The organism is Streptantibioticus silvisoli (assembly GCF_027947535.2).
In the GTDB taxonomy this organism is placed as follows: domain Bacteria; phylum Actinomycetota; class Actinomycetes; order Streptomycetales; family Streptomycetaceae; genus Streptantibioticus_C; species Streptantibioticus_C silvisoli.
Genome location: NZ_JAAGKO020000006.1, coordinates 57,041 through 80,718 on the forward strand (window position 1 = coordinate 57,041; position 23,678 = coordinate 80,718).

General features: G+C 71.5%; 19 protein-coding genes. 10 read left to right on the forward strand and 9 right to left on the reverse strand.

Annotated elements, in window-relative coordinates; translation table 11 throughout:
• From POF43_RS06460 to POF43_RS06490, 7 genes are all read right to left on the reverse strand, one after another.
• Entirely contained in the window at positions 1-1,110 is a 1,110-nt protein-coding gene (locus POF43_RS06460) for a glycosyltransferase family protein (RefSeq protein ID WP_271323921.1), read from the reverse strand.
• The gene (locus tag POF43_RS06465; RefSeq protein ID WP_271323920.1) at positions 1,107-2,147 is read right to left on the reverse strand and encodes a phosphotransferase family protein; all 1,041 of its coding nucleotides are present in this window, start codon (positions 2,145-2,147) and stop codon (positions 1,107-1,109) included. Before POF43_RS06465 ends, POF43_RS06460 begins: the two co-directional genes overlap by 4 nt.
• Position 2,148: 1 nt before the next feature.
• On the reverse strand, positions 2,149-3,171 hold the full coding sequence (locus tag POF43_RS06470; protein ID WP_271323919.1) for a Gfo/Idh/MocA family protein: 1,023 nt from the start codon (positions 3,169-3,171) through the stop codon (positions 2,149-2,151).
• Positions 3,168-4,463: an ATP-grasp domain-containing protein gene (locus tag POF43_RS06475; RefSeq protein ID WP_271323918.1), complete on the reverse strand. Its 1,296-nt coding sequence runs from the start codon at positions 4,461-4,463 to the stop codon at positions 3,168-3,170. Before POF43_RS06475 ends, POF43_RS06470 begins: the two co-directional genes overlap by 4 nt.
• A complete protein-coding gene (locus tag POF43_RS06480; RefSeq protein ID WP_271313653.1) occupies positions 4,460-4,714 on the reverse strand; it encodes an acyl carrier protein in 255 nt (84 codons plus the stop codon). The genes POF43_RS06475 and POF43_RS06480 overlap by 4 nt, the downstream gene beginning before the upstream one ends.
• A 5-nt stretch (positions 4,715-4,719) precedes the next feature.
• Complete coding sequence (locus POF43_RS06485) at positions 4,720-5,763, reverse strand: radical SAM protein (RefSeq protein WP_271323917.1); 1,044 nt, start codon at positions 5,761-5,763, stop codon at positions 4,720-4,722.
• A 131-nt stretch (positions 5,764-5,894) separates the two neighbouring features.
• On the reverse strand, positions 5,895-7,163 hold the full coding sequence (locus POF43_RS06490) for an MFS transporter (protein WP_271323916.1): 1,269 nt from the start codon (positions 7,161-7,163) through the stop codon (positions 5,895-5,897).
• Positions 7,164-8,379: 1,216 nt separating this feature from the next.
• On the opposite strand from POF43_RS06490, the gene POF43_RS06495 reads away from it, so the two are divergent.
• Both POF43_RS06495 and POF43_RS34810 read left to right on the forward strand, forming a co-directional pair.
• Positions 8,380-8,883, forward strand: a complete 504-nt coding sequence (locus POF43_RS06495; protein WP_271313656.1) for a hypothetical protein — start codon at positions 8,380-8,382, stop codon at positions 8,881-8,883.
• On the forward strand, positions 8,870-9,325 hold the full coding sequence (locus POF43_RS34810; protein ID WP_271324056.1) for a winged helix-turn-helix domain-containing protein: 456 nt from the start codon (positions 8,870-8,872) through the stop codon (positions 9,323-9,325). The genes POF43_RS06495 and POF43_RS34810 overlap by 14 nt, the downstream gene beginning before the upstream one ends.
• Positions 9,326-9,530: 205 nt before the next feature.
• Here POF43_RS34810 and POF43_RS06505 read toward each other — a convergent pair whose 3' ends face one another.
• Positions 9,531-10,490, reverse strand: coding sequence for a hypothetical protein (locus POF43_RS06505; RefSeq protein WP_271324057.1), 960 nt, complete (start codon positions 10,488-10,490; stop codon positions 9,531-9,533).
• A gap of 1,376 nt (positions 10,491-11,866) precedes the next feature.
• Here POF43_RS06505 and POF43_RS06510 point away from each other — a divergent pair.
• The 5 genes from POF43_RS06510 to POF43_RS06530 all read left to right on the forward strand — a co-directional run bounded on the left by POF43_RS06510 (position 11,867) and on the right by POF43_RS06530 (position 17,300).
• Positions 11,867-12,763, forward strand: a complete 897-nt coding sequence (locus POF43_RS06510; RefSeq protein WP_271324058.1) for a TauD/TfdA dioxygenase family protein — start codon at positions 11,867-11,869, stop codon at positions 12,761-12,763.
• On the forward strand, positions 12,760-13,794 hold the full coding sequence (locus tag POF43_RS06515) for an ABC transporter permease (protein WP_271324059.1): 1,035 nt from the start codon (positions 12,760-12,762) through the stop codon (positions 13,792-13,794). Before POF43_RS06510 ends, POF43_RS06515 begins: the two co-directional genes overlap by 4 nt.
• Positions 13,791-14,522, forward strand: a complete 732-nt coding sequence (locus POF43_RS06520) for an ABC transporter ATP-binding protein (protein WP_271324060.1) — start codon at positions 13,791-13,793, stop codon at positions 14,520-14,522. Before POF43_RS06515 ends, POF43_RS06520 begins: the two co-directional genes overlap by 4 nt.
• 163 nt (positions 14,523-14,685) lie before the next feature.
• Positions 14,686-15,729: an aliphatic sulfonate ABC transporter substrate-binding protein gene (locus POF43_RS06525; protein ID WP_271313855.1), complete on the forward strand. Its 1,044-nt coding sequence runs from the start codon at positions 14,686-14,688 to the stop codon at positions 15,727-15,729.
• 221 nt (positions 15,730-15,950) lie between these two features.
• The gene (locus POF43_RS06530; protein ID WP_271324061.1) at positions 15,951-17,300 is read left to right on the forward strand and encodes an LLM class flavin-dependent oxidoreductase; all 1,350 of its coding nucleotides are present in this window, start codon (positions 15,951-15,953) and stop codon (positions 17,298-17,300) included.
• A 267-nt stretch (positions 17,301-17,567) separates the two neighbouring features.
• Here the strand turns inward: POF43_RS06530 and POF43_RS06535 are convergent, their stop codons facing one another.
• Complete coding sequence (locus POF43_RS06535) at positions 17,568-18,794, reverse strand: ricin-type beta-trefoil lectin domain protein (protein WP_271325701.1); 1,227 nt, start codon at positions 18,792-18,794, stop codon at positions 17,568-17,570.
• Between the two features lie 785 nt (positions 18,795-19,579).
• Between POF43_RS06535 and POF43_RS06540 the strand changes: the two genes are divergently transcribed.
• The 3 genes from POF43_RS06540 to POF43_RS06550 all read left to right on the forward strand — a co-directional run bounded on the left by POF43_RS06540 (position 19,580) and on the right by POF43_RS06550 (position 23,649).
• Complete coding sequence (locus tag POF43_RS06540) at positions 19,580-20,380, forward strand: GNAT family N-acetyltransferase (RefSeq protein ID WP_282704450.1); 801 nt, start codon at positions 19,580-19,582, stop codon at positions 20,378-20,380.
• Positions 20,381-21,211: 831 nt separating this feature from the next.
• Entirely contained in the window at positions 21,212-21,694 is a 483-nt protein-coding gene (locus POF43_RS06545; protein ID WP_271324278.1) for a hypothetical protein, read from the forward strand.
• Positions 21,695-21,738: 44 nt separating this feature from the next.
• Positions 21,739-23,649 (forward strand): NHL repeat-containing protein, encoded by a 1,911-nt coding sequence (locus tag POF43_RS06550; RefSeq protein ID WP_271324277.1) that lies wholly within the window; start codon positions 21,739-21,741, stop codon positions 23,647-23,649.
• The last annotated feature ends 29 nt before the right edge of the window (positions 23,650-23,678 follow it).

Consider the following 23,678-nt stretch of genomic DNA (forward strand, 5'->3'; position numbering starts at 1 on the left):
TCAGCACGGTCCGCTCCTCCCGCCGGCCGGTACCCCGGTCCCCGCCCCGGCGAGGTGGGCCGCCAGGTCGCGCGGCCCGTCCACCGCGCGCAGCAGGTTGCGGTGCAGCCGGGCCAGGGTCTCGCGGTCGAAGCCGGTCGCGCGCCACGCCTCGTAGGTGATGCCGTGGCCGAGCGCGCACCACAGTTCCGCGTTCCGCGCCTCGTGGTCGCCGACCGGTTCCAGCAGGACGAGCGGGGTCGCGGACCACAGGGAGTCCAGCAGGGTGCCGCCGCCCGGCTTGCTGACGATCGCCTCGGCCCGTGCCGCCAGGTCGAACGACGGATGCCGGCCGGCCCCGCGCGTGTACCGCACCGGCTCCCGGCCGCTCCACCCCGCGGGTACCTGGGCGAGCGGCGGATAGCCGTCGTCGTGCCAGGGGTGCCAGTCCGGGTCCATGGCGAAGTACCGCACCCCTGAGCGCTGTTGGGAGGGAACGTCGTGCGGTTCGTGGACGACGAGGTCCACCGCGTGGCCGTGCTCCAGCAGTTCCTGCGCCCGTTCCCGGTACGTGCCCATGCCCCAGCCGCCACCGTGCACCAGCAGCCGGCGCGGCCGTTCGGTCCACGGCACCGGGGGACCGCCGACCGGGATCGTCCACGGCACCGTCCCGTGTTCGGCGCTCGCCAGCCACACCTGCGTCGCGCCGCCCGCGGTCAGGTCGGCCCGGCGGAAGGACGGCGAAACGGCCGAGTCCACATGGCAGATGACGACGCGCGGCCGGTCCGCCCGCGTGCCCAGGGCGCGTTCCAGGACGGGCAGCCAGAAGCCGGAGAACACCACCAGCGTCTCCACGCCGGTCCGCCTCCAGCGGCGTCCGAGTTCCTCCGCCGCCTCGTCCGGTATCGCGGTGGTCGGGTCGGCGGCGATGCGCTGGCCCGCGCGGGCGAACCGGATGTCACGGTGGAAGTGGCCGCGGGAGCGTTCGATGCCCCGCAGCCGCTCCGGCGGTAACAGGCGTTCCAGCACCAGCGTCTCGGCGCGCACTCCCCGGTCCCGCAACCGGTCGGCGAGCAGCAGGCCGGGGGTGTGCACCCCCAGGGCCACGCCCGAGGTCAGTACCGCGATCACGCGCCGCCTCCGCTCGGTGCGGCGAGCACGTTCAGGGCCGCCTCCAGCGCCGGGTACACCAGGGTCCGCGTGCGGGCCGCCTCGAGCGGGGTGAAGCGGCGGGGCACCGTCTCGGTGAGCATGATCAGGTAGAGGTAGCAGCGGTACAGCGCCAGCCGGGTGCGGGCCGCCTCGTCGTCGGGGATCGTGCCGCCGGCCGCCCGGTAGCCGGCGGTGAAGTGCGGGTCGTCCTCGGCGCGGTCGAAGAGCCGCAGCGAGGGGAGGTCCGCCAGCGGATCGCCCCAGAACATCCGCTCCCCGTCCACGATGCCGCTGACCCGCCGGGCGCCCGGCGCGCCCTGGAGCAGGACGTTGCCCTCCCACAGGTCGAAATGGACGGCGACGGGGACCGTCACCTCCTCCAGCGCCCAGGACCCGGCGGCCATCAGCGCCTCGATGTCCGGCAGGGGCCGGGGCAACCGGGGGCCGAACCGCTGCGCGTCCGCCACGAGCGCGCGGGTCATGGCCGTGAACGCCTGCCGCCACGAGGCGTCCAGCGGCGCGACCGACTCGGCGGGATAACCGAAGGCCGGCCCGGTGACCGTGTGCGCCCGGGCCACGATCCCGCCGAGTCGCGTACGCAGCGCCCGCCGTTCGCGTTCTTCGACCTCGTCGGCGAGGGAGGCCCAGGACTCGCCCGGCAGCACCGACATCAGCAGGAACGCCCTGCCCTGCGCTCCCGGGGGCGTCCCGCCCTGCGCTCCCGGCGCAGCCCCGGCGTCGTCCTGGTGGAGGACGGTCGGCATCGGCCCGGCCCCGGACGGCCCGACGGCGCGGTAGTAGACGGCCTCGCCCCGCAGCAGGTCGGTCTCGTACCGCAGGCACGGGAGGTCCGCCGGGGGCGCCACCTTCAGCATCAGCGGCGGCCGGGCGGTGAAGGTGACCCGGTACAGGTCGTTGTAGCCGTTGTGGGACATGGCCCGCGCGTCGGTCACCTCCCCGTCGACACCGGCGCGGTCCAGGTGGTGCCGTACCAGTCGGCCGGTCTCGTCTCGCACGTCAGAGGAGGGCATTCGGGTTCCGATCTGTCGACGGGCTCTGCCGCTCGACCGCGTCCCGGTGAGCCGCGGCCATCAGCCGGACCCGCGCGGTCGCCTCGTCGATGCCGGCTCCCCATTCCCCGGGGGCGCCGGCGAGCAACTGGAGGACGCGGGCGAACTGGACACGGTAGTAGTCGACGGGGGCGCACGCGACGACCGTGCGTGATCCCGTGTGCGGCCGGATCACGATGTTCAGCGGCACGGCGAGGCCGATAGCGGGCAGCAGCACCTTGGGGACGCGGACGTCGGCCTGCTCGAACGCGAATTCGTGTTCCGCCAGGTGGCCGGTGCCGAAGGCGCACTCCAGGACGGCCGTCACCGCGTTCGGAAGGTCCAGCCGGGCGCGGAAACTCCGGTCGACCCCGTTGGGCCCGTCGAAGTCCGAGACGCCGCTCGCGACGGCACCGCCGATCCCGGCCGTCGCCTGGACCGCCTGCAACCAGTACGAGGCGGTGTCGTAGAACGCCCCGCCGCCCAGCTCCGGCCGCAGCCGGAACCCGGACCCGGCGGCGACCTCGAAGCGCATCCGCGAGCGGATGCCGCGCAGTCGGCCGAACCGGCCGCCGGTGACGAGGTCGCGCACCCGGGACTGCCACTCGTGGCCCGCCGTCATCACCATCTCCACCACCCGCACGCCGGAGGTGGCGGCGGCCCGTTCGATCCCCGCGGCCTCCTGCGGCGTCAGGCAGAGGGGCTTTTCGACCAGGACGTGCTTGCCGGCCGCCGCGGCCGCCCGCGCCCACCGGGCGTGCGCCGAATGGTGCAGCGAGATGTAGACGGCGTCGACCGAGGGGTCATCGAGGACGTCCTCGTAGCGCTCGTGGACCACCGCCACCCCGTGCCGGGCGGCGAACCGGCGCGCCCGCTCCACGTCGTGCGCCGCGACCGCGGCGACCAGCACGCCGGGACGGTCGGCCGCCGGGCCCACGATCGCCCGCTCGGCGATGCCGGTCGCCCCCAGCAGGCCGATGCGCACGCTCACCGCGCCGGCACCCGGTCGGTCCGCGCCGACCGTGCGGTGGCCAGGCACCGCCGCACCCGCTGCGCCCAGTGGTCGAACGCGCCCGGCGGGCACAGCACCGCGCAGCACAACCGGCCCCGGGGCGGCGTCAGGCACCCCCCGCTCAGCGGCAGGACACCGGGCTCGGACCCACCCGTGTACAGCAGCCCCTCCCCGGCGAGGGCGGCCAGCACCTGGTCGATGCCCTCACCCTCCGCCAGGGCGATCTCCTCCTGCCACAGGTGGGATTCGAGCCCCCGCCGGCCGGCCACGTCGTTCAGCCGCAGGTTGAGCCGGCCCAGCGACTGCCGTGCGTTGACCTCCAGCACCGGTACGAGCATGCCGTCGGCGCACACCATCGAGTCGACGCACACCGGCCCGAACCAGCCTTCGCCGGCCAGCCGCTCGGCGACCGCGGTCAGCACCGCCGCGTAGCCCTGCCCGCGCAGTTCGGCGGCGAGCGCGGCCGGCAGCGGACCGGAGACGGCGTGCCGGTAGCCCTGGTTGCGCAGGTGCTGCACGCCCACCACCCGGGCGGTGCCGTCCCGGGCGATCTCCAGGTGGGCGGAGAAGTCCCACCGCCGCTCCCACCGCGGCTGGACCAGCAGGCGGACCTCGCAGCCGGCCTCCTCCTGCCGGCGCAGGTGCCGCGTCAGCCGGGCGGCGGTGGCGGCCGACCCGATCTCCAAGGTGCCCTGGCCCGCGACACCGAAGGGGTCCTTGACGAGGACGGCACCGGTGACCCGCGCCGCGCGCTCGACCAGCCCCGCCACCTCCGCGCTGCCGCGGGCCTCGTACGCCTGCCCGGGCAGCCCGAGTTCGCGAACGCAGGCGTTCGACCACAGCTTGCCGTTCACCCGGGCGGCCACGTCCGCGGCGGGCAGCGCCCCGGCCAGGCCCATGCGCTGCGCCAGAGCCACGGTGTCCGGCAGCACGGCGAACGGCTCCAGCCGGTGGTGGCCGGCCGCGACACCGGTCAGGAACGGCTCCTCGGCGGCCAGCGCCTCCGCGGACGCCCCGGCCGGCCCCTGCGGCAGCAGCTGGTGGGCGAAGGTGATTCCGGCGTGCGCCAGGACCTCGCGCAGCGCGCCGGACAGCGGCCTGCGGGTGGCCAGGGTGTCGCCCGGCCGGGTGAGCAGCACGAGCAGCTCGTCCATCGCCGCCACCCACGCCACCGCCCGGGGGTCGCGCACCCCGGGCAGCCGCGCCATACCCTCCGGCCGCCAGTGCTGTTCGGCGCCGAAGGTCCCCAGCACCAGCGCGGCGTCGGTCACCGCGTCGCCCCGGCCGCCTCGACGACCACCGCGAACTCCCGCACCGAGCGCAGGTGGTCCAGGCTCAGGTTCTCGTAGTCGAGCTCGATGTCGAACTCGTCCTCGATCCGCAGCAGGAACTGGATCGCCTGGAGCGAGTCCATGCCCAGTTCCTGCACCATGTCCGCCTCGACGGTGACCGCCTCGGGCGGCACGACCTCGTGCAGCACCTCGGCGAGTACCTTCTTGACGCGGTTCTCGGTCTCCGTCATGCCCCTCACACTCCGTTCAGGTAGAGAAGAATGCACTTGGAGCACACGGGCATCATTCCTCGTTCCGCGAGAAGACCGCGCACCCTGGTGAAACTCGGGCTCCGCCACAATTCCAGGACCGGCGTCTCGTAGAGATTCCCCACCACGAATTCCGGAAAGAACTTGCACGAACTGACGTTGCCGTCGGCGTGCACTTCCATGCGGTTGGTCACCGCGAGACAGCGGTTGCGCCCCTGCGCCGGCCGGGAGGTGCCGCGGATGAAGTCCTCGATCTCGTCCGCCTCCAGTTGCGGCTGGTAGCGGACCCGCGAGCGCCAGGAACGGGCCGCCAGCCGGGCCATGGACTCGCGCAGGTGCGGCAGCCGGTCCTCAGGCAGGCGGTAGGTGTAGGAGTGCCAGGTCGGGCGCTTGGTCCCGGTCTCGGTCCCCAGCCAGCTGAAGGCCTCCTCGTACACCGCGTCCATGGCCTCGGCGACCTGCGGGCTGATGTACCACGGGAACTGGAAGTACACCGTGTTGACGCCGATGTCCTCGGCCCACTCCATGAACTCGTACATGCGGTCCACGGTGGCGTGCGAGACCATGCAGGAGACCGAGATCTCGCCCTTGAACTCCCCGCGCCGCTTCATGTCCAGCATCAGCCGGAGGTTCTGCACGGTGCGGGCGAAGGTGCCCTTCCCGCGCAGGGCCTCGTGGTCGTCGTCCAGGCCGTCCAGGCTCACCAGCAGGTTCAGGTTCTCGTTGATGCGCAGCAGGTCGTCGAGGTGGCGCTGGAAGAGCAGACCGTTGGTGCACATGTTGACGGTGCGCGGATAGCGTTCGAGGAGGCGGGATATCTCGTCGAACCGGCTGTGCATCAGCGGTTCCCCGCCCCACAGGAAGAGCTTCGAACGCACCGGGGCGGTTTCCCGGAGCACGTTCTCCACCACGTCGAGCGCGAGTTCGGTGCGCTGCCGTTCCACACTCCAGTCACGGAAGAAGCCCTGCTCGTTCCACTGGTAGCAGTGCGTGCAGCGCAAGTTGCACCGGTAGGTCAGCTGGAGGCTCACCTCACGCGGAATGTCCGCCGCGTAGGAATGATCGGCGCGCAGACCGGCCCGGGAACGCGACCGGATCGATACGGTGTGTTTGATGTCGGCGAACTCTTTCGCGCTGAGTGTCCGGCTCGTTCGAGGGTGCATCACAATCCCCTGCCATCGGATGAGCTGACCGTTTTCCGGAGCGGGCGGTTCGGGACCTGGTTTTCGGTGGACCGCAGCCGCGCCACCGCGGGCAGTGCCAGGAGGACCAGGCAGCCGGCGACAGTGAGCACGGCCCCTCCCAGCAGGACGGCCGTCGTGCCCGCCAGAGCGACGGCCGGTCCGCTCAGGGCCCGGCCGATCGGTGTGAAGCCGGTGGAACCGACGACGTCGTAGGCGGATATCCGGCTCATCGCCTCCACCGGAGAGTGCGTCTGGACGGCCGTCGACCACATCACCGACCAGAAGGCGAGACCGATGCCGCCGAGCAGCATGGCGGCGGCGACCAGCCAGAACGGCGCGCCCAGCGCGATCACGGCGGGAACGGTCGCGAAGGACAGCAGCATCGCCGCACCGGTCCGCAGCGGCCGGCCGGGATCGCTGTGCAGCGCCAGCAGACCGCCGGCCAGCGACCCGAGCCCCTGGGCGGCCACCACCAGCGCGTAGGCCGACGCCCCGAACCGGCGGGTCAGCACCACGGCCTTCAGCACGTCGAAGGGGCCGAAGACCAGCAGCCCGAACAGCGCGAAGACCACGATGACCGAGCACAGCCACGGCCGCGAGGAGAACTCCTGCCAGCCGTGGGCGAGTTCCTTCCAGACCCCCGGCCTCGTCTCCGGCCGCGCCCGGCCCGTGATCCGTATCCGCGACAGGAGCAGGGCGCTCAACCCGAAGGTCACCGCGTCGAGAGCGATGACCAGAACCGGCCCGGTCAGCACGATGATCACAGCGGCGACGGCGGGGCTGGCGAAGGTCATGACGGACTCGCCGGTGCGGATCAGCGCGTTCCCCTCCCGCAGCCGGCCCGGCACCAGGTGGCGGATGAGCGTGGCCAGCCCCGGCTGGAAGAACGCCTGGGCAGCCCCGCAGACCAGGGTCAGCAACGTCATCACGACGAGCGACGGCTGCCCGCAGAAGAAGAGCACGACCAGGACGCCCTCGGCCAGGAAACGCACCGTGTCGGCGGAGATCATCAGGCGCCGGACGGGAAAGCGGTCGGACAGCACGCCACCCATCAGCATCAGCAGCACCGCCGGCACCATCGACGATCCCAGCACGATGCCGACCTGCGTGGTCCCGTAGCCGTTCGCGAGCATCGCACCGGTCAGCCCGATGGGAAAGACGACATCGCCACCCCGGGACAGCACCCGGGCGGCGAAACAACACCTGAACCCGGCGTCGCGCAACAGCACTTGATAGGACGCCTGCACCAGAAACGACCTCCGTGCGGGGTTTCCGCAGTCCGCGATGCGTCGGTGATCTCAGGAAAACGTTGTCGTGGTGCTGTGTCGCGCGGGGCTGAGCGGTGCGGTGTTCGTGCGGTGCCGTGTTCGTGCGCTGCGATGCCGTGCCGTGCGGGTGGTGCGGTTGCGGTGCGTGTCGTGCCGCGTGACGTGGAAGCGCGCACGGCGGAGTACGACAGCCGGGAACGGCGGCCCGGTACGGCAGTTGGGGACGACAGGCGGGAGCGACGACGGAGAACAGGGGCTGGGAAGAACGGCTGGGAGCACTGGTCGCGAAAGCGGCTGACTGAGCGTGGAGTTCCACGTGCTCGGAGCAGGGACGCGGGCGAAGGCCTGCGGCTGATGACTGTAGGCGAGGCCGATTCGCCCGACAAGGCGGGCCGGACGTGCAGGAGGGGCGGTCGCCGCCATCGGCCCTGCTACGGCGGAATCCCGCAGGGCGCGGCGTGTTCAACCGCTCGAAACGGTGGGTTGAACACCGGTGCCGCATGACCGGCGCGAAAGTAGGATCGCCCACGGCCCAGGTGTGCCGGGCCCATGTCCGGTCGCTCCGGCGGCAGTTGTCGTCACGTGCCGCGCGGTGCGGTGCGGCTTTCTCCCCCGACCCGCCGACGTGACGGCCGGCGGTGTGCGTGGCGGTGTACGGCAGGCGTCTTGCGCGACGGTGCCGTTCCGGACGCGATGCGCGACACCCCGGATCGGATCACGCACGACTCACCCACGACGGGTCGGCGAGGTCACGCGCTCCTACCCGACCCCCTGGCCGCCCGCCCGCCCGACCGCCCGCCACGGCTCGGCCGCGCCCGGCGCTCGGTGTCCGTAACGGCAGCGCCTCCGGTGACCCGCGACGAGCCGCTTCCCGCGCCGCCCGCCTGGCGCCCTGGTGGCCCCCGCACGGCGCGTACGGCAGACACCCGGGCCTTCAGCAGGTGCCCGACGCCGCGGCCGGACCCCGCCGGCAGAGCGGGATCGCCCTTCCGGCCTCCTGTGCGCCGCACGTCCTCGTGCCCGTCGGCGGACTCGCCGGGGGCGGCGGTACGGCGCCGATGCCGCGTCCGTGGGTGGTGTCGACGGCGGATGTGTTTGACGGGAGAGACTCAGGAAAGTAGTTTCCTCAGAGGAAAGTAGTTCTGGTCGAGCAACTTCAGTGACCGGAGTACGCCAGCGATCTTCAGGAGGTCCCATGTCCGACCGTCCCACCGCCGACGAGGCGGCACGCGCGCTGGACGACGTCGACCGTCGCAGGAGCCAGACGTTCGACTCGGTCGGTGAGTCGCGATGGGTCGGCGTCGTCTTCGGCGTCGCGATCTTCCTGTTCCTCGCGGCCCCGGACTTCTTCGGCCAGGGGGTGACGGTCTGGACCTCGTGGGCCTTCACCGCGATCGTCGTCCTGTACAGCGTCATGCTCAGGAGCCGTCGGGGGGCAGCCGTGCTGGGGCGCAGGACGCGGTTGCGCCGGCAGGAGGTCTCGCCGCGGTTCGCGCTCTACCACCGCGTCGTCATCGCCGCCGTGCTCGTGGTCGGCCTGGTGTCCCTCTTCGTCCCGCATCCGCACCTGGCGGTGCCGTACCTGCGCACGATCGTGGGAGCCCTTCTGGGCGGCGCCCTGATCGTCTTCGGCCCGAGCCTTCAGACGGGACTGCTCTCGCTCGCCCGGGGCGGCGGTAACGCTCATGGCTCCCGCTGACCTCGACCCGCTGCTGCTGGACCCGACGCGGCTGTCGATCGTGTCGTTGCTCGCGGGTACCCGGTGGGCCGAGTTCGGCTGGGTGCGCGAGGCCGTCGACCTGTCCGCGTCCGCCCTGTCCAAGCAGGTCACCACCCTCGGCGCGCAGGGCTACGTCGAGGTGGAGAAGGGGTATGTGGGCAAACGCCCCCGCACCTGGCTGAACCTGAGCGACACCGGGCGGACCGCGCTGGAGGACCACGTGCGGGCCCTGCAACGCATCGTCGACGCGTCGCGGCAGGCCGGGCGGGACCACGGGGGCGAGACCGACGGGAGACCACCGGGCGCTGGCGGTCCGCCGGGCGACGGCGTTCCGCATGGCGGCAGTGTTCCGCATGGCGGCAGTGTTCCGCATGGCGGCGGCGCGGAGAGACGTTCACCGCGCGGCCCGTCGGCCGGGTAGGTCGACTGGACGGCGGGAGGGGGCCGGCTCCGGACGGCAGCCAGAAGCGGTCGGCCGAAAGGGACGTGGGGCGCGGCGGGGTAGTCGGCGCCAAGGACGTTCCCGCTCGGCGCGGTGTGCTTGTGTCGCGGAACCGGCAGGCGCCTGCGGAGAGGGCCTGCCGGTTCCGGCGCCGCGGGTGTGCGGGGCGCGGCGCGGGGCGGGATCAGCCCACGGTCTTCCAGTGGTCGTAGGCGCTGACCATCTGGTAGTTGCGGTCGGGGCAGTAGAAGTCACTGCTCGGGGTGTCGTAGTGGGTGTCGGCGTTCGCCGAACTCGCGGGCGACCAGGCGCCGTTGTTCCGCACCGAGATGTTGCTGGACTCGAAGGTCAGGCCGGCCATGTCACCACAGGAGTAGGCCTGGCCGGAGGAGGCGACCGTGGAGTAGAGCTCCTCGATGTCCCAGCCGTCGGTGCGTCCCGACTGGTTGGTCCCGGACTGGGTGAACAGGGTGTCCCACTGGCCGGTCGAGTAGTTGTAGAGAGCCGCGGCCCAGGTGTTGGAGGCCGCGTCGGTCTGGATGACCCGTCCGGTGTAGGCGCCGGAACCGTTGGTGTAGGTGCTCAGGAAGGAGCTGTCGATGGGCACCGAGGCCGCGAAGCTGACGCTCTTGCACCAGTCCCAGGCGGAGACCGAGCGGCCGGACGTCGTGTAGACCGTGACCAGTTCGACGCAGGAGCCGCCGGGCGGGTACATGGTCGGGGTGTAGATCGTGGTGGCGCTGTCGGCGTTGAGCTGGGTGGACACCGACTGGGTGGCGCAGGAACCGTCCGCGCCGGACATCGACTTGAACGCGGTGCCCTGTGACGGGTGGATGTCGACCAGTGGCTGGCGTGCGACCTGGCCGGCGGCGGTGCCGAGCGGCCCCTTGGCCGGGAGCCCGTAGTCCGCGCGGTGCTGCGCGGTGAGGGAGGACAGCCGGCGGTGGACCTCCGCCTGGGGCAGGGCGCCATGGACGGTGTGGTTCGAGGCGGCGGTGGAACTGCAGACGCCGACCGTCGCGCGGGGGGCCGCGGCGGTGTGCGCGGCGGGTGCGGGACTGGCGGCAGCGGTGCCCAGACCGCAGCCCAGGGCGATGGCTGCGGCGGCGGCGATGACGGCCGCCGTGGACTTGAGACTTCTCACGCTGATGCGTTCCTCTCGGCAGGGCAGGCAGGTACCTGGCTAGGCGAACGTGTCCATGACAAGGCAATCGCCTCCAAAAGAGAAGCCCCCGGCCGGGGTTGGTGCCGGTCGGGAACCGAGAATCCCCCGGATGGGCGGGTCACGTACCCCGATGGCTGGAGGTGCCGTGCCCAGGGGGGCGTGCCCGGGGAGTCCCGCGGCTGCCCGGGGAGCCCCGCAGCAGGGGAGCCCGTGCCTGGGGAGCCCGCAGTAGGAGGGCCTGTGCTCAGGGAGACCGCGGTAGGGGGCGGTGCCCGGGGAGTCTCGCGGCAAGGGGCGTGCCCGGGGGGTTGCGGCAGAGGGGGTCCGTGCCCGGAGCAGTGGCAGAGGGTGCCGTCGTGCCAGGGAGACTGCGGCAGGGCGGTCGGCGTTCGGGGGAGCAGCGGTTGGGGGAGGTCGTTCGGGGGACGCCGTTCGGGCGTGCCGGAGGTCGCATCGGACTGCACCGGGGCGATGGTGCCGGTGACCGTTCCCGCGACGCCGGTCCGCGACCGCCGCCCGTCCGCTCCGCGACGCCGGGCGTGACGGGCCCGGACCCGGCCTGTCGGGCAGCCCGCGCGGGCCCATGTATCCGCGGCGTATCCGCCGCGTGAACAGGGGCGCGGAATTCTTGACCGTGGTGCCGGAGGTCTGCTGGACTCGTCGCATGACCCCGCACCTGGACCTGACGAGGCGGCGCCACATCGACCTGGCGCACGTGTCCAGCGCGTTCTGTTGTCGCTGACCCGCAACGCCGCTTCCGGCGGCGGTAGTTGGACACCGCCGGCTCCCGTGGCAACCGGGCGGCGCGCGTCCGTCCTCCTGCCGGAGCCTTCCCATGAGTCCGTCGCGTCGGCCGAGTCGGTCGCGTTCGTCGCGTTCGTCGAGCCGGTCGGATTCGGCGTGTTCGCCCTCTGACCGTGCTCGGCGGACCTCTCCGTGCGTCCCGAGGGCCGGGGGCCGGGGCCGGGGGAGACGCGTCATGCGGTCGCGCCGGCGCCGATAACACAGCGAACCGGCCTTGAGCACGGCCCAGTTGGCGCCGAGACCCGGCGGCCTGCGGCGTGCCGTACTCCGTCTTCCGCCCGCGGCGTGAGCTGCCGTCGGCGCTCTCGTCCACCGTCCGACCGCTGATGACGCCGCGATCCGTCCGACCGCTGTCCCTGCGGTGATCCGCCCGACCCGGGGGTACCGCGCTGCGCCCGACCACCGGCGCTACCGCGCTGCGCCCGACCGCTGTCGACACGGCAACTCGGGTGTTCACGCCGCCCGTTCGCTCCGCCTTTCGTCCATCCCGCCTTTCGTCCACCCCGCATTTCCGCGCCCTGCTGCGTACCCACTTCACGAGGGGTTTCCTCATGCCTTTGTCCATCCGCAAGCTCACGAGCCGCATCGGCGCGGTCGTCGAAGGCGTCGACTTCACCGCCTCGTCGGACCGCGCCACGATCGCGGCGTTGCGTGACGCCCTCAACGAGCACAAGGCGATCGTGTTCGAGGACGTGGACCTCGACGACGCCGGTCAGCAGCGGGTCGCCGGATGGTTCGGTGAACTCACGACCGCGCACCCGAACGTTCCGGCGGTCGACGGCACGAGGAACGTGCTCGCCGTCGACAGCGAGACGTCGAAGGCGAACGCGTGGCACACGGACGTCACCTTCGTGGTCAACCCGCCGCAGGTCAGCACGCTCCGCTCCATCGTGACCACCCTGTACGGCGGTGAGACGCTCATCGCGAACTCGGCGGCGGCCTATCGCGACCTGCCGGAACCGCTGCGCGTCCTGGCGGACTCGTTGCGGGCGGTGCACAGCAACCGGTACGACTACGCGCGCCCCTCGGCCGCCACGGCCAGGCACGAGGAGTACGACCGCGTCTTCGCCGCCACACCGTACGAGGCCGAGCACCCGGTCGTGCGGGTGCATCCGCTGACGGGTGAACGCGGGCTGTTCATCGGCGGGTTCGCCCAGCGGATCGTCGGCTTCTCCGCCGGCGAGTCCGCCGACCTGCTGCGGGTGCTCCAGTCGTACGTGACGCGGCCGGAGAACACCCTGCGCTGGTCCTGGTCGCCGCGCCAGCTGCTGATCTTCGACAACCGGATCACCCAGCACTACGCGGTGGACAACTACGACGACCACCCGCGTCGCCTCAACCGTGTGACGGTCGCGGGCGACGTGCCGGCCGGTGTCGACGGCCGCCCGAGCGAGCAACTCGTCGGCGAGGCCTCGCACTACACCAGCGTGTGGCGGGTCGCGGCATGACCGGGACCCCGCTCGCGGCGCCGGTCGCCGGAGCCGACGCGGATACCGCTGCCGCTGCCCATGCGGAGACGGATGCCGCTGTCGTTACTCACGCTCACGCGGATGCCGTTGCCGCTACCCACACGGAGACGGATGCCGCTGCCGAATCGGATGCCGACGCCGACGCCGACGCCGACCCCGGGAGAACCGCCGACGCCGTCGCGCCGGGGCGGGAGATCTTCCTGCCGGTCGGCGCCCGCCGGCGCACGCCGCTCGGCACGATCCGCCGGCGGTTGCGGTGGCCGCTGGGGATCTACACGACTCCGGTCCTCCTCCTGGTCGCCTGGCAGATCCTCTCCGGGACCGGTGTGCTGTCGGCGGCCTACGCCCCGGCGCCGAGCGCCATCGTGGCGAACGCCGTCGACCTGTGGCGGCAGGGCGTGCTGGGCCCTGACCTGGCCGTATCGCTGCGACGGGCCGGCCTCGGTCTGGCGCTCGGCCTGACGGTGGGCGTCACCGCCGGGGTGCTCGGCGGGCTGCTGCGCCGCGGCGAGTACCTGTTCAACGGTGTCGTGCAGGTGCTCAACACCGTCCCGCTGCTGGCGGTGCTGCCGCTGATGATCGTGTGGTTCGGCATCGGGGAGACCACGAAGGTGCTCCTGATCTCCTTCGGCGCCGGCGTCCCGATGTACCTCAACCTGTTCGCCGCGATCCGGGGCGTGGACCAGCGGCTGATCGAGATGGCCCGGACGACGGGCGCCGGCACGTGGCGCCTGGTGAGCCGGGTGCTGGTGCCCGGCGCGCTGCCGGGGTTCCTGGTGGGGCTGCGGTTCTCCCTGGCCTACAGCGTCCTGGGACTGGTCGCCGCCGAGACGGTCAACGCGGACCAGGGCCTCGGCTTCCTCATCACCCAGGGGCAGACCTACCTCCAGACCGGCCAGGTCTTCGTCGGGCTGGCGGTCTACTCGCTCCTGGGCCTGCTCGCGGACCAGTTCGTCCGGATACTCGAACGGGTGCTGCTGCGCTGGCGCCCGGGTTATGAGGCGTCATGAACGTCACCGTGGCGACACGTTCGCGCCGGCAGGCCGCGGTCCGGGTCGACCAGGCCGTGCGCCGGTTCGGCGACCGCGTGGTGCTCGACCACCTGGACCTGGCGGTCGACGAGGACGAACTCGTGGTCCTGCTGGGCCCGTCGGGCTGCGGCAAGAGCACCCTGCTGAGACTGCTCGCCGGACTGGACCGGCCCGACGGCGGACGCGTGGAGGTGCCGGCCCGCCGCGCGATCGTCTTCCAGGGCGACCGGCTGCTGCCGTGGCAACGGGTCCTGCGCAACGTCACGCTCGGCCTGCGCGGTCCGGACGCGGAGCGGCGGGGCCGCGAGGCGCTCGCCGAGGTCGGACTCTCCGGCCGCGAGCGGGCCTGGCCCAAGGAGTTGTCCGGCGGCGAGGCCCAACGGGTGTCGCTGGCACGGGCGTTGGTGGCGGAACCCGAACTCGTCCTGCTCGACGAGCCGTTCGCGGCGCTCGACGCGATCACCCGGCTGCGCATGCACGGCCTGGTGCGGGGGCTGCGCGGCCGACACCACGCGGCCATGCTGCTCGTCACGCACGACGTCGACGAGGCCATCGCGCTGGCCGACCGGATCGTCGTCATGAGCGACGGGCGCATCGGCACCTCGCGCCTCGTCCGGCTCAGCGACACCGACCGTGAGGCGAGCGCCGCCCGCGAGGAACTGCGCTCCGCACTCCTGGACGACCTCGGCCTCGCCGGCCGCCGCTGACCGTCCCCCGCGTATCGGGAACGCCCCGCCGACCGCCCGCCGTACCGGCCCCGTACCGGCCCCGTACCGGGGAAACCGCCGACCGCCCGCCCTGCCGGCCCCGTACCGGGAAGACCGCCGACCGTTCCCCGTACCGGGAACGACCCAGAAAGCAGTGAGAACGATGCCCGCAAGAACCTCCCGTGTCACCGGCGCCCTCGGCGCGGTCGCCCTCCTGAGCACCCTCGCCGCCTGCGGCGGGTCCTCCTCGGCCGCCACCCCGCTGAGCCACACCGGATCGAGCGCCGCCGCCCACCCCGAGTGGAGCAAGTACACCTTCACCATCGGCGACAACGGCGGCGACGGCGGCCAGGCGCTGTCGAAGATCACCGGCGCGTTCGCCAACGCCCCCTACAAGGTGAAGTTCGCCCGGTTCACCTTCGGCCCGCCGCTCGTGCAGGCCGCCGCCTCCGGCGACATCGACCTGGGCAGCGTCGGCGACGTGCCGCCGATCACCGGTGCCGCGAAGGAGTACGGCTTCAAGATCGTCGCCGTGGAACGCTCCCTGCGGCCCACCCGGCCGATCGAGAACATCATCGTGCCGAAGGGCTCGCCGATCAGGACGCTCGCGGACCTCAAGGGGAAGAAACTGGCGGTACCGCAAGGCAGTTCGGCCCACGGGCTCGCCCTGAACGCGCTCAGCAGCGTGGGCCTGACCCCCAAGGACGTGCACCTGGTCTTCCTCGACCCGGCGGCCGGCGCCACCGCGTTCGCCGGCGGCAAGGTGGACGCCTGGGCCATCTGGAACCCGCAGTCGGCACTCGCGGTCCAGCAGGGCGCGCGCATCCTGGTGAAGGGCCTCCCGCCGATCGACCAGACGAGCAGCTACTACGTCGCCAGTGACACCTCGCTGAAGGACCCCGTCAAGCGGGCCGCCCTCACCGACGTGCTGAAACGGCTGGCGGCGCAGTTCCACTGGGCGGTCCAGCACCCCGCCCAGTACGCGCAGGCGATCTCGCAGGAGGAGGGCATCCCGCTGTCCGATGCCAAGACGGTGCTGCCCACGATGGAGAGCCGGGTGACCCCGGTGGGGAAGGCGGACATCGCGGCCGAACAGCAGCTCGGCAACGCCTTTCTGACGGCTCATCAGATCAGCCGGAAGGTCGACGTCCCGGCGATCACCGACAACCTCCTCCCGGCCGGATTCGACAGCTCGAAGCCCAACTGAGCCGGTCGTCCGCACGGAGCGGACAGCCGTAGCGAGCGGTCGCCCGTACGGAGCGGACGGCCGCACGCAGTGGTTGCCCGCACAGAGCGGACAGCCGCACGGAGCACACGGCCGCACGGAACAGACAGCCACACAGAACAGCCGCACGGAACAGCCATCAGCACGGAACGGACAGCCGCACAGGACTGTCACCAGCACGGAACAGACAGGAGGGCACCCCTGTGAGTGCCAGACGTCAGCTCCACCTCAACGCCTTCTTGATGGAAGCCGGTCACCACGAGGCGTCGTGGCGGCTCCCGGACAGCAACCCACGGGCCGATTTCGACCTGCGGCACTGGATCGAACTCGCTCAGCTGGCCGAGAGCGCCGCGTTCGACTCCCTCTTCCTCGCGGACGGCCCGGCGCTCACCGGCACCGGCGAGTTCCGGCCCCCCGGGCAACTGGACCCGCTGACGCTGCTGACCGCGCTGTCCCAGGCGACCAGCAGGATCGGGCTCATCGCGACCGTGTCGTCGACCTACAACGAGCCGTACGACCTCGCGCGCCGGCTGGCCTCGGTCGACCACGTCAGCGGCGGCCGGGCCGGCTGGAACATCGTCACCTCGGCGGGAGCGAGCGCGGCGGCCAACTTCGGCCTGGACGGCGTTCCCGACCACGCCGGCCGCTATGCCCGCGCCGACGAGTTCCTGCGGGTCGCCAAGGCGCTGTGGGACAGCTGGGAGACGGAGGCCGTCGTCGCGGACAAGGCGTCCGGGCGGTACGCCGACCCGGCGCGACTCCACCGGCCGGACCACCGGGGCCGGTACTTCTCGGTGGCGGGCCCGCTCAACGTCGAACGGCCCCCGCAGGGCTACCCGTTGCTCGTCCAGGCCGGCTCCTCCGAGGACGGCAGGGACTTCGCGGCACGGCACGCCGAGGCGATCTTCACCGCTCACACGACCTACGAGCGGGCGGCGGACTTCTACGGTGACATCAAGGCGCGGGCCAGGGCCGCCGGCCGTGACCCGGACGGCGTGATCGTGCTGCCCGGCATCGTCCCCTACATCGGGTCCACCCAGGCGGAGGCCCAGGCGCTGGCGCAGCAGTTCGACGACCTGCGCGTCCCGGCGTACGGGCTGCGGCAGTTGGCCGCCGTCTTCGAGACCGAACCGTCGTCGTTCGAACTCGACGAACCGCTGCCGGACTTCATCCTGGCGCGTCCCGAACTGGAGGGTGCGCAGAGCCGTTCCGACCTGATCATCGAACTCGCGGTACGCGAGAAGCTGACGGTCCGCCAGATCATCTCCCGACTCGGGGGCGGGCGCGGCCACTTCGAGTTCATCGGCACACCCGACCAGGTGGCCGACACGATCACGGCGTGGTTCGAGGGCGGCGCTGCTGACGGGTTCAACATCATGGCACCCGCCCTGCCCTCCGGCCTGGAGACCTTCGTGGAGCACGTGCTGCCGATCCTGCGCGCCAAGGGGCTGTTCCGCGAGGCGTACGAAGGTACGACGCTGCGCGAGCACTACGGCCTCGCGGTGCCGGCCAACCAGTTCCACCAAGCCCGCCAGCCCGACCAGGTGCACTAGCGACGGCCGCCCCGAGGAAACGTTGCGCCAGAAGGGAGAGGTGATGTGCGGGGACGCCGGTGAAGAGCTCCTCCCCTCGCGACGGACCTGGATGGGCGGTCGCGAGGGGAGCGTGCCGGGAGACCGACAGGACAGAGACGTTCGGGCCTCGTCGGCGGTGCGGAACGTCCGTGGTTCGGGGAGATGGGTTCGGGGCCGGGGTCAGGGCGGGGTCGGGCCGGCGTGGGAGGGGGAGTGGGAGCGGCGGAGTGGGAGTCGGTCGGGGAGTCAGCTCGACGGTGTCCACTGCTGGGCCGCGGTGCCGTTGCAGTCCCAGATCCTCAGCTGGGTCCCGTCCGCCGTCGTGCTGTTCGGGTCGTCCAGGCAGCGTCCGGACTGCGGATTGACCAACGCGCCGTTCGCGCCCGTCTGCCAGCGTTGCGCGCCGGTGCCGTTGCACTGCCACAGCTGGACGAGCGTGCCGTCGGCGGTGCCGCTGTCGCTCACGTCCAGGCAGCCGCCCAGCGCCCGGAGCGTCCCGCCGGCCCCGGGGACCAGCGTCCAGTCCTGCGCGGCGGTGCTGTCGCACCCGTAGAGCTGGACGTGCGTGCCGTCGGCCGTGCCGGAACCCGCCACGTCCACGCACTTCCCGGCGATGCCGGAGCGGACGGGCCCGGTGGCGGTCAGGCCGGTGGTCGCGAGCGTGGATTCCACCAGCGCCGCAGCGGCGTTCATCCCGGCCTCGTTCGGGTGGTACGAGGTACGCCCCGCCGCGACGGTGTACTTCTCCACCCAGGGGCTCGCCGAGCAGGCGTCGTGGCCGCTGCTCGCCGAGGCCAGGTCGACCAGGGTCGCGCCGGTCGCGGTCGCCGCCGTGCTGGTCGCGACGGCCAGCCGTGACGCGATGCTGTGCTCGAACGTCAACTGGTCGGCGCTGAGCGGCACTCCCGTGCACGCGCCCGAAGCGGGCAGGATGGTGAAGTAGTTGACCAGGAGCACGCGCGCCTGCGGGGCGACGGCGTGGACGGCGGTGACGACGTTCTCGATGCGGCCGGCCAGCGCGGGGAAGGTCTGGTTGATGACGTCCTGGTCCACGCTGCCGCAGTTGGAACCGCCGCCGGTCAGGCAGGAGTAGGTGTCGAGGCTGGTGAGGTAGTCGACGTCGTTGCCGCCGATGGTGACGGTGACGAGCTGGGTGGCGCTGGTGACGGCGTCGATCTGCGGCGGCTGCCCGGCCTGACTGTCCGTCAGCACGTTGGCCGTGGTGGCACCGCTGCAACTGGCGTCGGTGAGGTTCGCCCCGATGTCCCGGGACAGCACGCTCGCGTAGTTGGCGCCCGACCGCGCGCACGCCGTGGCCCCGGTGCCGGTCTGCGCCGGTGGGATGCCGGGGCCGGCGGCGAAGGAACTGCCCATCGCCACGTAGTTCAGACCCGAGGTGACGGCCGCGGTCCGGGTTCCGGCGGACGCTGCGCCGGCCGGCAGCACCGCGACCGCCGCGGTCGCGAGACCCACGGCGAAAAGCGCGAACCGGCTCGCGGACCGAAGTCTCCTGTTGCCATGACGAGTTCTCACGCCACCTCCACCGTTGGGAGCCGCTTCCGGCTCGGGGATGCTGCATGCTGATCGGCCGGCCCGAGGACGCGCGCTTCTTTCCCGCGTTCGCGGGGCTCGGGCCCTTTCGCGCGTTCGCGGCGGCCGGTCCCGTCCACACCGTGAGGCGGGTAGTCGTCCGCGGGCCGCTGAGGGGTAAGGCGGGTCGGTGCGGCGGTGCGGGCCGTGCTGGGCCGGGCGTCGTGCGCTCGCCGAGGTCCGCCGTGCGGGCCCCGGGCGACCTCGGAGTGCGTTGGCAACGTTGTCAAGTCGGAAGCTAGCAGCCCGTATGGGGCAAGCCAAGAGGGGCGACCGCAACTCGTCGCGGCAGTACCCCGCGACGAACGCGGTCCGGTGCGGGGCTTTACCGGGTCACCCGTGATCGGACTCGCGCACGGTCGGCGGAATACGGTGCCGTCGGCAAGCGGCGGCGGCCCGGAGACGGTGGATCCGGTGACGGCGGTCGGGCCTCCGGCCTGTGCGGGAGCCGTTACGGGGATGTCGGACAGGGCGTGGACCGCCGTCACCGGGACGTCGGACGGTCCGTGGACCGCGGTGAGCGAGCCGGGCGTGCCGATGTCGGCCCGGCGGAGTCGGGGTGTGGAGTTTTTGTGTACCGGCCGGGGCGGTCGGAGTAACCGGCGGATCGTTGAGTCGTTCCACCACGAGATCAGGTGTGTGCGGGATCGCCGATTGAAGGGGTGACGATGAGCGGTCTTTCGGAGTCGATCGAATCCATGGAGCAACTCGGCTTGGTCTGGCGGGAGATGGTGCTCGACCGGACGGCGGACGCGGATGTGCGGGATCTGCCGGGCATCGCCGTTCGCTGGGCCGACTGCGAGTTCGGTTTCTGGAACTGCGTCGCGCTGACCGATGTCGGCGCGGACCCGGAACTCCTCGGACTGCGCCTGGGCCAGGCGGTGGACATCATGCGCTCGAAGAACCGCCCCGGTTTCCTGTGGGTCTTCGAGGACCTGCTCGACGCCCCGGCGCGTACGGCGTTGCAGGCGGCGGCCGAGCGGGCCGGTCTCGAATACGCCTTCCCCGCCACCGGTATGGCCGCGGACCCGCTCGCCCTGCCCGAACCCGCCCACCCCGACCTCACGTTCGCGCGCGTGACCACCGAAGCGGACCTGCGCGCCTACGCGGACATCAACGCGCGCGCCTACGGCCTCCCGCTCGCATCCGCGCGCGACGGCCTCCTCGGCTCCACGCTGTGGAAGCGCGACGCGCACGCCTACTTGGGCCTGCGGGCCGGCGTCCCGGTGACCTGCGCCGGCGCGATCCCGGCGGACGGCCGCCTGTTCGTCGCCCTCGTCGCCACGGACCCGCAGTGGCAAGGCAAGGGCTACGCCGAGGCGGTGACCCGCAAGGCGCTGTACGAGGCAGCCCTGGCCACCGGCCTCACCCGCGCCATCCTGCACGCCACCGCCGCCGGCGCGCCGGTCTACCCACGCATCGGCTTCACCCCGAACACCCCGATGCGCTTCTACGGCTTGAAGGGGTGATTGGGGGCACGGGTGCGGCACGTGCCTCGCCCGTACCGATCGCGACATCGAGCACCGCGGACAGCAGGTGACCGCACTGGAAGCGGTCGTGGCCGACCCACTCTGCCCGCCCATTCGGCACGCCAGGACAGGACAGGACACGGAGGCGGCCAAGGTCCGGGTCATCCCCCGACGATGCTTCGCGCCCTGAGCTACTGGCATTGCCGGAGGTCATTGCACGCACCAGGGCCACCGCGCGCAAGGTGCTCACGCACTGGTCGGAAGACAGGGAGCGCGGTGTCGTGGACAGTGGCTTCTGCTGCGATCCGGCTTTCCGCGCCTCATGAGCATCGCTTCGACAGCCGCCCGTGAGCGGAACACACGGGCGGCTCCTGCCTGTCCGTCGCGATCGCCTTCGGCTTCCTCCACAGCCGGACTGACGCCAGCGTGCCGCGGTCGGTCGGTCGGTCTGGCTGTCGCCGGCCGTGACGGCCGCGGTATTCGCGATGATGTTCTACCGCTACTGCCCGACGGAGTGAGCAACGGGGCCGCGTACGCAGCCCCGTTGCTAAATCACCGGATTGGCGAGGAACCGCCCCGCTCTGCAGTTCGACGTCGCCCCGTTGCGGGCCACCCGACGGCCCGCCCCGGCCTCTTCAGGCCCGGAGGCGGGGCCATTTCAGTACGTCACGCGAGGAAAAACCCTGACCGAGGATCAGTTTCGGTCGGTATTGCGGCCCGAATAAACGTTTCGTCGGACTCGGGGTCAGGTGATGGACGCGAAGAGTGGAGCCGAGCCGGATGGGCGGATTTCCTCAGGGGTAGGCAGTTGACACGATCGAAGGGGAGGCCATGTCTTTCAAAAACATTTTCGAGGGCGGCGGGAGTGAAGCCAGGTCCGCCGAAGAGTCCGCTCAAAAGGTTGGCGAAAACATTCCGGGTGCCTGGCCCGAATGGAAAGGGGTCGACCCGGAACTGTACGACGGAATTCGGGATGTTGAGCGCGACCCGAAGATTGTGCGTGAGACGTCACCCGAGGCGCTCCGCATCATGAACGGCTTTCTGTCCCCGTTGTTCAAGAGGACCGGGTCGGCCGCCGCCGGACAGCAGGCCACCAGCGAGGACCCCGCATCGACGGCCGGCATGGCGTCCTCGGCCGCGGGAGAGACGTTCAAGCAGGTGAAGGTGGAGATCAGGGACGAGGACCGGCCGAGGGTCAAGGGCGAGGACCTCCCGAAGGCGAGCGAGGAAGAGATGGAAGAAATGCGAAGGAATAACTCGGAAGAGGCCGCGAAAATCGAAAGGACCGACGGCGCGCCGACCAAGGGTGAGTGACTGCCACATCGTTGAGTTCTGCGGGAAAGGGAGGGCCCAAGGGAATGGGCGATGCCAAGAAGAACAACGTGAGTACGGCTCATCTCGGCGAACGGTACATCCGCCACCCGCTGACCGGCCGGAACCTGAAAGAGCTCGATGTCGCCACAAGGGCCCGCGCGATCCTGGAGCGGGACGGGGAGAAATTGAAGAGGAAGGCCGAGCAGAAGTCGCCGGACGGTGAGGATCGGTACGTCCACCCCATCGGGTTCTCCCTGAACAAGGGGCGGTTCCACCAATTCCCCGAGGGGGAGGCCGCAGCCCACGAGCGCGGATGGACGGCCTACATGACGGTGGGGGTGCCGCTCGTCGAAGAGCGGGCCGACATTGCACAGCCCCCTCCTGACGTGATCTCCAAACAGACGTACGTCAACCGGACCGACCCCGTCCCCACGAAGTGGTCGCACACGGTCGAGTTCTCGATCTCGAACACGATCAGCTGGTCGCTCCAGGGGCAGATGCAGCTCACTTTCGGGGCGAAGGTCACCGCCTCGCTGCAGCAGCAACTGCAGACGAGCATGGCGGCGAACCAGTCGCAGAAGACCACCCTGAAGAACAGCAAGGACAACCAGGGCGTCGACTCCGAGTCCCAGTCGCAGTCGACCAGTACCACCACGGCCACGAGCACCGCCACCGGCACCGGTGAGCTGTCGGCACAGCTGATGCTGGGGATCACCGCGTCGGTCAGCGGCTCGCTGACCACCGCGTTCAAGACGTCGTCCACGCTGAGCGGTGAGGTCGGCAGCCGGGTGGACGTCCTGGCCACGCAGCGGCGCCAGGTGCGGAGGTTCGACTACGAATTCCCCATCTCCTTCGGCGGGTGGGTCGCGCTGTATTACCCCGAGCCGGTGGAGGTCAAGGAGACGCCCCCGGACGGCCCGCAGGCCAAGGAGCCGGAGTACGCGAAGGTCATCGCGTGGAAGCTCGGCGAGACCGGCGCGGCCACGGACACCTTCGACCTGAACGACGAGGGCAGGCCGTTCCTGCAGAGGGGGGAAGCCGAAGTCGTCTCCACTCTCGCCGGGGTACATGAGGTCTTCGAGCTGGAAAAACTCGAGTTCGACAGCAAGTTGCACCCTCTTCACAAGGGTGGTGGCGCACAGTCGAGTTCCCGAAAGCCTCCCGTCACCCTCGCCGACGGGCTGGGCACGGCCGACGGCCTCGCGCTGGACCGGGCGAACGGGAAAGCGTACGTCACCGACCGGTACAACAGCGGCAGACTGCTGAAGGTGGATCTCGCCGACGCCGGCGACGGCACCGAATGGGTCCTGGCGACGCCGGGCCAGGTCAACGACGTGGCGCTGGATCTGCCGGGCAGCCATGCCTACATCACCGACTACAGCGGCAAGCGCCTGTTCACGGTGGACCTGGCCGACCGCTCCGCCCCTCCGGTCGTGATCGCCGAGGGCATGTACGCCTACGGCGTCGCCCTGGACCTGCCGGGCGGCCGGGCCTACGTCACCGACGTGGAGAACGGCCGGCTGATCGAGTACGGCCTGAACGGCCGCCCCGCGCAGCAGCAGCGAACCTGGAACGTGCCCAGGGCCGCCGGGGTGGCGCTGGCCGAGGGCAGGGCGTACGTCGGTCAGTACGACCTCGGCGGGCTGTACGAGGTCGACCTGACGGCAGACGGCACCACCCCGCGCACCGTGGCCACCCAGCTCGGGTGCAGCGTCCGGGTGGCACTGGACGGCGCGGGCCACGCGTACGTCTGCGACTCGTCCGGCGGCAAGGTGCACGAGGTCGTCGTGGCCGACGGCGAGGCCAAGGGCCATCAGCGCGTGGTGGCCGACGGCCTGGGCAACGTCAGCGGCATCGAGCTCGACCGCGACAACGGCCTGATCTACGTCAGCGACCGGCAGGGCAAGCTGCTGCGGATCTCCGGCGTACTGCGGGGCGCCCCAACACCGTCGTAGCGAGGCGCGGCCTCCGCAGGGGCTCGGAC